Below are 7,762 nucleotides of genomic sequence, written 5' to 3'. Positions count from 1 at the left end.
CTACTGCCTCTGGTGGTGGCAGGAGCAGCTGTGACTCCCGTGGCAACGTCTTATGTGCAGGCTCTGAAGAGTAAAACAGTCATTGCAGCCGGCACAGCCATGGGGGTATTAGGGTTAACCGCAGGAGCAAAAGCGCTGTGGAATAGTATCAATCCACAAACTGCACGGAATGCAGATAGCGTTATTCCTGACACAGAACCGTTAGTACAGAATAAAAGCGCCGAGAGAGAGAATATTATTCAGGACTGCAATTGCAGGGTTAAGCGTGAACAGAATTCAAACAACATGGCATATAATAATTTTTATCTCTCAAATATGCCATGTCAAAAAGAGTTTCAGGTAATGACTGCTCAGCCCCGCAACCATGCAGCAGCCTTCAACGACATCACACGCAGTATGAATGCCATCCTTGGTCAACATAACCGGCAATACGATTCCATAGAGCTTCTTAAAAACGCACTAACCGACCAGCACGGAAAAATTCTTGTACGCAGAATTGAAAATGCACTAAATGAAGGCATGGCCCTGATTAATAACGCTTATAAAAAATTTATTAATCCGGCAGAGAAAGATAACATTTTACGCTATCTGTCTGCTGCACTTGAAACAGATAACAAAATAGCCCTTGATGAAGCTTACGAACGGTTAAGAAGAACGGCATTTCAAACAACCATGCTGGTTAAAAATAATATTCATCAGGCTGGTTTTTTTGAACGACGGGATAAAAATATCCCTTTACCCTCCACGGGGAATAAAAGCCCCATGGTTCTTGTTAACAGAAAGAACCCCGCATTAATCAGAATCAACCTGGAAAATGCAGAAAATAATATTGCAGAACTTTTGGCGCTGCAATCATCAGCAGGGTATAACCCTGAACTGATGGAGGCGTTCATGCGGCAAATGATCATGCTGGGAGGAAACACACAAGACGTAATTACCCTGCCTGCATGTCAAAATGAGCAGGGACTCTCTCCGGGCTCATATCAGCGGGCCCTGCTCTATTTCGCAATGAAAAATCAGCCGGTACAGGCGTTAGGCATTAAAGGCGCTGTCTATCCTGATGATAATGCAGTATGGGATATATTGAACACACATCATAATGTCACCCTGACAGACGCTATGCGTGAGGATGCTAAAAATAAGCTTCTGAACCCGCAGGATGAATATTATCGGAGAAAAACAGGTAAATGCGATCCGGCACGCCATGAGCAACAAGAGATTATTAATGCCATAACATGGGTATACACAGGTTCAGAACGTGATTTTGAGATGACAAAATTCTTCAGTGATCCTGTTTACCGGGCAGATATCATGACCGCCAATACGGACTCAGCAACGATTTACCTGCGGGATATCGGATCAGAAGACAGCCAAAACACCCATATTAAGGACTCAGATAACGCACTTTTCATTACTTTTAAGCAGAAAGCGCAGGAACTCCGTAATCGTTTCAGCGACCCCGCTAAAGTTGCAAGAAACATAGCCGGAAATAAAGTTTATGAACGAACGGGTCAAAACCTCGATCCGGACAACATTTTCCTGCACCAGTTCACACTGAGTCAAACGGTAAAAGATACCAACAGCTGTACGGGCTATGCACACAACGGTAAACCATTGCATACCGAGACGCTCACACAAGCCTATATGGATAATTTTAACGTATTTCGCAAGCGTCAGTTTAGCTCATTCATGGATGTGTTAAATAAAGGTGCTGCTTCATCGGCCGGAAATGGATATATTCCTGACCACATGAACAATCCTGAACTGACCGCTCCGTTTTTTACCGGTCCCGATAAACTGTCGGGTTTATATCTGGCTGATGCCGGCTCCACACATTTCGGTGCTGAAAATGAAGTTAAGTATCTTCCTTCTGATCTGAAAAATGATATTTATGATGCAAATATCATGAAACAGATTGAGGAGCAGCAACAGACATTCTGGCGTGAAAACAGCGAAGAGTGGCGGGCCATGGCGAAAGGACAATTCATTGAAGAGGCTCGCTTAGCCTATGTCAATAACACCCTTTCACAACAAGCATATGAAATAGCTATAAAAGGCGGTGCCGCCAACATCATTCTTTACGACCCGGTAACCATGTCCGAGCTAAACGAATCTGCCGCCGCAGCGTCCTCAGTGAAAGTCAGTTTTTTAAATGTTCTTACTCAGTCATACTCCTGGAGTCCCACAGAACCCGGGCCTTATCAATCATTTTATAAAACCAATATCCTTTGTTTCACCGGCAAAGATGGGCGTGAGGTTCTTTATATCCCGGGGAACAGCAATGCATTTCGTGAATTTAAGGATGAGAAAGCGCTTAAAGCATGGTTTGAGCAACAAATTAAAAAGGAAGAGACCCGCAACGCATTTCTTCAGCATATTTCGCTGATGGATCGGCAAAGCGAGGCTGAAGAAGCGCTTATCGAACTGGCGGACAGCGAAATATATGATGACTGCGGGATGGGGGATCTAAAACCGACTATCATTAAAAGAAGTATTAAAACAGAATATGACACTGAAGATGCCTTCTCTGCCCTCACACTGTTAACGAAAGAACGCACAAAACAGGACACGGATATCTTAATCAGTTCAAACGGAGAAATTGCTTTAGAATCGTTCCGGCAGATATTGCAGGTGGTGAGTATGCTGGCTATGCCCATTTTGCCAATGTTCGGGCCGGTAGGTATTGCTTTAGACATGGCTTTGATCACCACACAGCTGGGTACAGGTATAGGAATCATGTACACAGCCGATACGCAGGATGAGTATAACGTTGCGCTGACAGATGTCGGTATGAGTTTACTCTTTTTAGGCTTAAACAGTATCAGCGTTATTTCCTCAACTATAAATGCGGCTCCCCCCGCCACATCATTCCGTCATGCGTTATTGAAAACAGAGAGCACCACTCTGCAAAAGGAGTCAGGGGTTCTGCCGCGTATTCAATTAATAAAGGAAAAGGGTCTGAGTGGCAGAGGCGCCATTATGGCCGGAAGAAAGTGGCCGGCGTGGGTTAAAAAGCCGTTTGGCGAAGACCTGAATTTTCGCTGGATTGATGACGGAATCGGAGAAACGGAAAAAAATCTGCAAAAACAGCTCTTTTCCAGGGGGGGGAGTGCCGCGAAACTTCGTGAATTTCGTCAAAACCCGTCAGGTTTTTGTTATGAGGCGATGGTTGAATCTTATAATTCACTCAAAAATCAGGGCGAACAACCAAAAGTTATTGGTTTACTCATCTATAAGACGCCCCGGGATAACGCACCGTCAAATCATTTTGCCGTGGTTTTAAAGAAAGACGCTTCTGATTTTGTTATCGACCCCACTGTCCGTCAGTTTGATCCCGCTTTACCTGAAGAGGCAACAATATTAACCCTGAGTGAATGGAAAGCATTGATGCTCAATAACGTCGGGGTCGGCAAAGATTCGGTTGTTGTTCTGAATACCTTTGATACCCCCTTACTGGCTAAACTGAATGTGGCTGAACTTCATACAGCAAAGGGTAAGTATTTTCAGAATTCATTAATCAGAAAAGATAATATAATAAAACATGGCGATAGCTTTGAAAACTCTGTTATTAAGGAAATTCGTGCCACAAAAGATACGCTGCATCATCTGGCCAGGGGTTCAGAAGAATATGCTTATGCCGGACAGGATCTGGAAAGACTTATAGCACTTAAATCACATTTCGTCATTTTTTCTCCGGATGAAATAAAAGTGACTCACCTGATCAGCTCCGGTTTTAAAAAACAGATTTTAAAATATTCCGTTTCCGCAGCAGACATACCCGCATTACGCTCAACAGGAGATGCCAGAGGAATAACCTCAACGTTTTCAGGAAAGCATTATATCAAAATAAAAAAAAATGCATGGATTCATATTGAACCATCAGAAGACGCATCTTTCCGGATAATCTTCCGGGGACAAAAAAAACTATTGATGACTTTTGATGAAATAAAGAAAAAATGGCATTTTCCTGACCTTATCACTAATGCTAAAAACCGTGATACCGTTCATTCCATTGCGGTCAAACCCGGCCGGGACACCCCCGGGCAGCGCAGTTCTTCAGCAAATAAAAACGCGTTACCGGGTACATCCGGGACCAGGATCGCACAACCGCATATTAATCCCTATATTGCTGATGAGAGTCATCAGGGGGTTTTGATGATTAATCATCATGATCTCCCTGAAAATACCCATCTGGCACAAATAGCTATGTTAGGCAGCCACGATGCGGGGACGTATGCCTTTAATGGTTTTAATAGTGTGGGGGCAATATTTCCTTTTGCCTTTAAGACACAACAGATAAATTTGAAGGCCCAGGCTATGGCCGGTGTCAAATATTTTGATATTCGTATCGCTGAGAGAGCCGATGGTTCATTTGGCTTTTTTCACGGCTCCAGCGTGACGGGGGGCAATGCCGTTGCTGATGTCCGGGACTTACTCCGTTATGCAAAAGAGGACAGCAAAAATTTTTATATACTCAAATTTGTATTCAAAAAAGATCGGATAAAAAAAGGTACCGTAACAACCCCTTCCGACAAATTTTTACAACAGACGCTGGAAGGATATCATGAAAATATGATCACCCGGAAAGATACGCCAGCCCTTTCTATGGCAAAAGTGACATTATTAAATAAACATAAAAATCTGGCGGTGATGGTTCATAAGTATCAGGGCCGTGAGCCACACTGGCAATATAAACAACAGGTGCATACCAGGTGGGCTAACCATGCCGATGCACACAAAACTGCAGATTTTATTTTAGCATTTCATGGTACACCCGCACCTGAAGATAAATTAACGATTATTCAGACCAACATGCCCTATGCTTCAGTTGAGAATACAGAGATCACGTTAAGTGTGAAAAAATATCTTAATAAAAATGCTGACATCATTGCCACCGCTGTAGATAAAATACCGGGCACAGGGATTATCAGCGGAGATTATATAGGTATGCCTGTCGGTGCATCAGAGAGATTCAAAACTAAAATTAATGCTGATAATCATAAGCTTCTCACGCCTGCCCGGCGCTGAAATATACACTGTGAGAGTTTGCTGTAAACATTGCGTTAATAATTAACACTGAACCAAACTCCGCTGAATCTCAGGAAGCTGATTTTTATAACGGATAAAACTGATTTTTGATTGTCCGGTTGCCTGAACGGAATAAGTTCCTTAACATCTGAGCAAATTAATCAGGATTTATGGCTTTCCGGAGAAATCGTGAAAAAACACACAGTAACCTGCTCAGTTTTGCCTTTGGCGCTGTTTTCCGCTGTTTTCGCTCTGCCGTCTTATGCCGCAGAGCCTGACTGTCAGCCAATGTCTGAACAGACCCGGCTTAATCATATGAGAATGACAGGAATGCCTTACCTGAACGGGCCGGTGAAATCAGTCACCATGACGACCGTCAAACCACCGCAGGACAGCCCGCAGATATTTTCAGCCAGCCATATGACGCTGACCCCCTGCGGACAGATCAGCCGTTATTCTTTCACACGGAAAAGTGAGGAATACGGCATGATTTTCGATCTGAGCGTCACCGGCTCGGAAAACGATAATGCCATCAATATGGAATACCGTTTTTCCGCCGATTACGCCGGTAAGAAAAAAACGCGCCCGACCATCACCCGTATTTCAATGATCAAAGATGAGCAGCAGGTTATCACCGCTTACCGGACTGAAAATTTTATTGAAGGTAACAGTACCATACTGGCTGAAAATGGCACCGTGGAATACCGTGACAACAATATACATTCGGTTCTGATAAACAGTGAAATTCTCGCCAAATCCTACAATCTGAATTTTGATTATGATAAAGCAGACCGGCTGACCCGTATTTACACCACACCAATTCCTCTCAGTGACTTTAATTTCACCTACAATGAGAAAGGTGGCCTGGATAAAGGGACAGAAAGAACGGAATCCGCCGGAATCGTCACCGGTAATGATATTCAGTGTACGGAATGGGATACGTACCAGAACTGTACCGCCGGTGTCTGGCTCCGGCATATTAACGGTGAACCTGCCGGTGAAGTCCCTTTCCGTACCACTTATGAGTATTACGGTAATAAATAACAGCAGAATACGATTATGTTAATTGTATTACCCGGTTTTATCGGGTAATACCTGTTCTTTGCTTCGTTGCTGCCGGCGATGACAATATGCCAGAATAACCAATATCAGGTAAATGGCCGGTTCCGGTGTATCTGTCTTCGCAGCCAGAATATAGTGCGTAATCACAATGAACAGCAGCGGATACAGCAGATTATGGATCCGCTTCCACCACCGGCCTGATAAACTGCGTATCCGGTCAGACGATGTCACCGCCATCAGGCACAGAATTAACCAGCCTGCCGCACCGAGATTAAGATAAAACCGGGACACTATCTCACTGAAAAAGAGCGCCGTATTTTCTGCACCTATTTCAAGAAAAAAATAACTGGCCAGATGCAGCGTTGCCCAGAAAAAACACCATAATCCGAGTAATTTCCTCACCTGATACAAACTGTTCAGCTTAAAATAAAAAGCGATCACCGGTATCACTGCGATAATAATCACTAAACGAAGTGCCGTAATACCGGTGAAATGCTGAATATCTTTTGCGGGATCTGCGCCCAGCATCCCGTAATTAACAGTATAAATAAGCCATATCAGCGGCAATATGGCTGTCAGATGAAAAAAGAGATTAACAAACGGGTAGCGGAATAATTTCATCATCAGAAATATCTCCGCAGATCCATCCCTTTATATAATTCTGCCACGTCTTCTGCATAACCGTTAAACAGTAATGTCGGCTGCCGTGTTGTCCGGCCTAATCCTCCGGAGCCGATAAACCGTTCTGTGGCCTGTGACCAGCGCGGATGATCAACCTGCGGGTTTACATTGGCATAAAAACCATATTCACGGGGTGCTGAAAGATTCCATGTGGTCGGCGGCTCAGATTCTGTCAGACGAATTTTAACAATGGATTTTATGCCTTTAAAACCGTATTTCCACGGAACCACCAGCCGGACAGGCGCACCATTTTGTTTCGGCAGTTCCTTGCCGTAAACACCTGTCGCCATCAGTGTCAGCGGGTGAAGCGCTTCATCCAGGCGTAATCCTTCAATATACGGATACTGAAGCCCGCCTCCGGTAAAACGGCTCTTTTGACCCGGCATTTGTTCCGGGGCGTACACCGTTTCAAAAGCGACATATTTCGCTTTGCTGTTCGGTTCCGCTGATAATAATAAATCTCTCAGAGGAAAACCGACCCACGGAATAACCATTGACCATGCTTCCACACAGCGCATTCGGTAAATACGCTCTTCGGCCTGAAATTTATGGCGGATCTCATCGGCATTTAATACCAGAGGCCGGTTAACCTCCCCTTCAACCGTCAGTGTCCATTCATCCGTTTTCAGGGTATGTGCATTTTCAGCCGGGTCCGATTTATTCAGGCCGAATTCATAAAAATTATTGTAACCGGTCACCTTATCCTCCGGCGTTAATGCCAGAGCGGACTGATATTTTTCAGGTTTTGTATAACTGAGGTCTTTTAAGATTGTCTCCGGAACGCCGGGCTTATCATCCCCGGAAAACCACGAAAACAGACCGGCGCTGGCTGACGAGCTGACCATTAATCCGGCCGTACCGGCACCTAATAATTTAAGCAGATTCCTGCGTTTCATCATAAAAACAGATTCCGGCGTAATCTCAGACGATCGTATTATTTTTTTCATGATGAGTCCCTGTATTCAACAATCACGGTAATAACATTCCGGCA

4 protein-coding genes are annotated in these 7,762 nt (G+C 44.2%); 2 read left to right on the top strand and 2 right to left on the bottom strand.

Features of this window, described 5'->3' with window-relative positions; genetic code table 11:
• Positions 1 to 30 precede the first annotated feature (30 nt).
• Both ACF8OF_RS13285 and ACF8OF_RS13280 read left to right on the top strand, forming a co-directional pair.
• Positions 31 to 5,028, top strand: a complete 4,998-nt coding sequence (locus ACF8OF_RS13285) for a dermonecrotic toxin domain-containing protein (protein WP_392505297.1) — start codon at positions 31 to 33, stop codon at positions 5,026 to 5,028.
• Between the two features lie 189 nt (positions 5,029 to 5,217).
• Positions 5,218 to 6,072 (top strand): hypothetical protein, encoded by an 855-nt coding sequence (locus tag ACF8OF_RS13280; RefSeq protein WP_392496918.1) that lies wholly within the window; start codon positions 5,218 to 5,220, stop codon positions 6,070 to 6,072.
• A gap of 27 nt (positions 6,073 to 6,099) precedes the next feature.
• Here the strand turns inward: ACF8OF_RS13280 and ACF8OF_RS13275 are convergent, their stop codons facing one another.
• Complete coding sequence (locus tag ACF8OF_RS13275) at positions 6,100 to 6,714, bottom strand: sulfite oxidase heme-binding subunit YedZ (RefSeq protein ID WP_392496917.1); 615 nt, start codon at positions 6,712 to 6,714, stop codon at positions 6,100 to 6,102.
• Positions 6,714 to 7,718, bottom strand: a complete 1,005-nt coding sequence (msrP, locus tag ACF8OF_RS13270; protein ID WP_392496916.1) for a protein-methionine-sulfoxide reductase catalytic subunit MsrP — start codon at positions 7,716 to 7,718, stop codon at positions 6,714 to 6,716. Before msrP ends, ACF8OF_RS13275 begins: the two co-directional genes overlap by 1 nt.
• Positions 7,719 to 7,762 lie beyond the last annotated feature (44 nt).

Origin of the sequence: Morganella sp. TYF_1, assembly GCF_043105645.1 — a bacterium.
In the GTDB taxonomy this organism is placed as follows: domain Bacteria; phylum Pseudomonadota; class Gammaproteobacteria; order Enterobacterales; family Enterobacteriaceae; genus Morganella; species Morganella morganii_B.
Note: the sequence above shows the minus strand (reverse complement) of the source record. Positions and strands in the feature narration are given on the sequence as shown.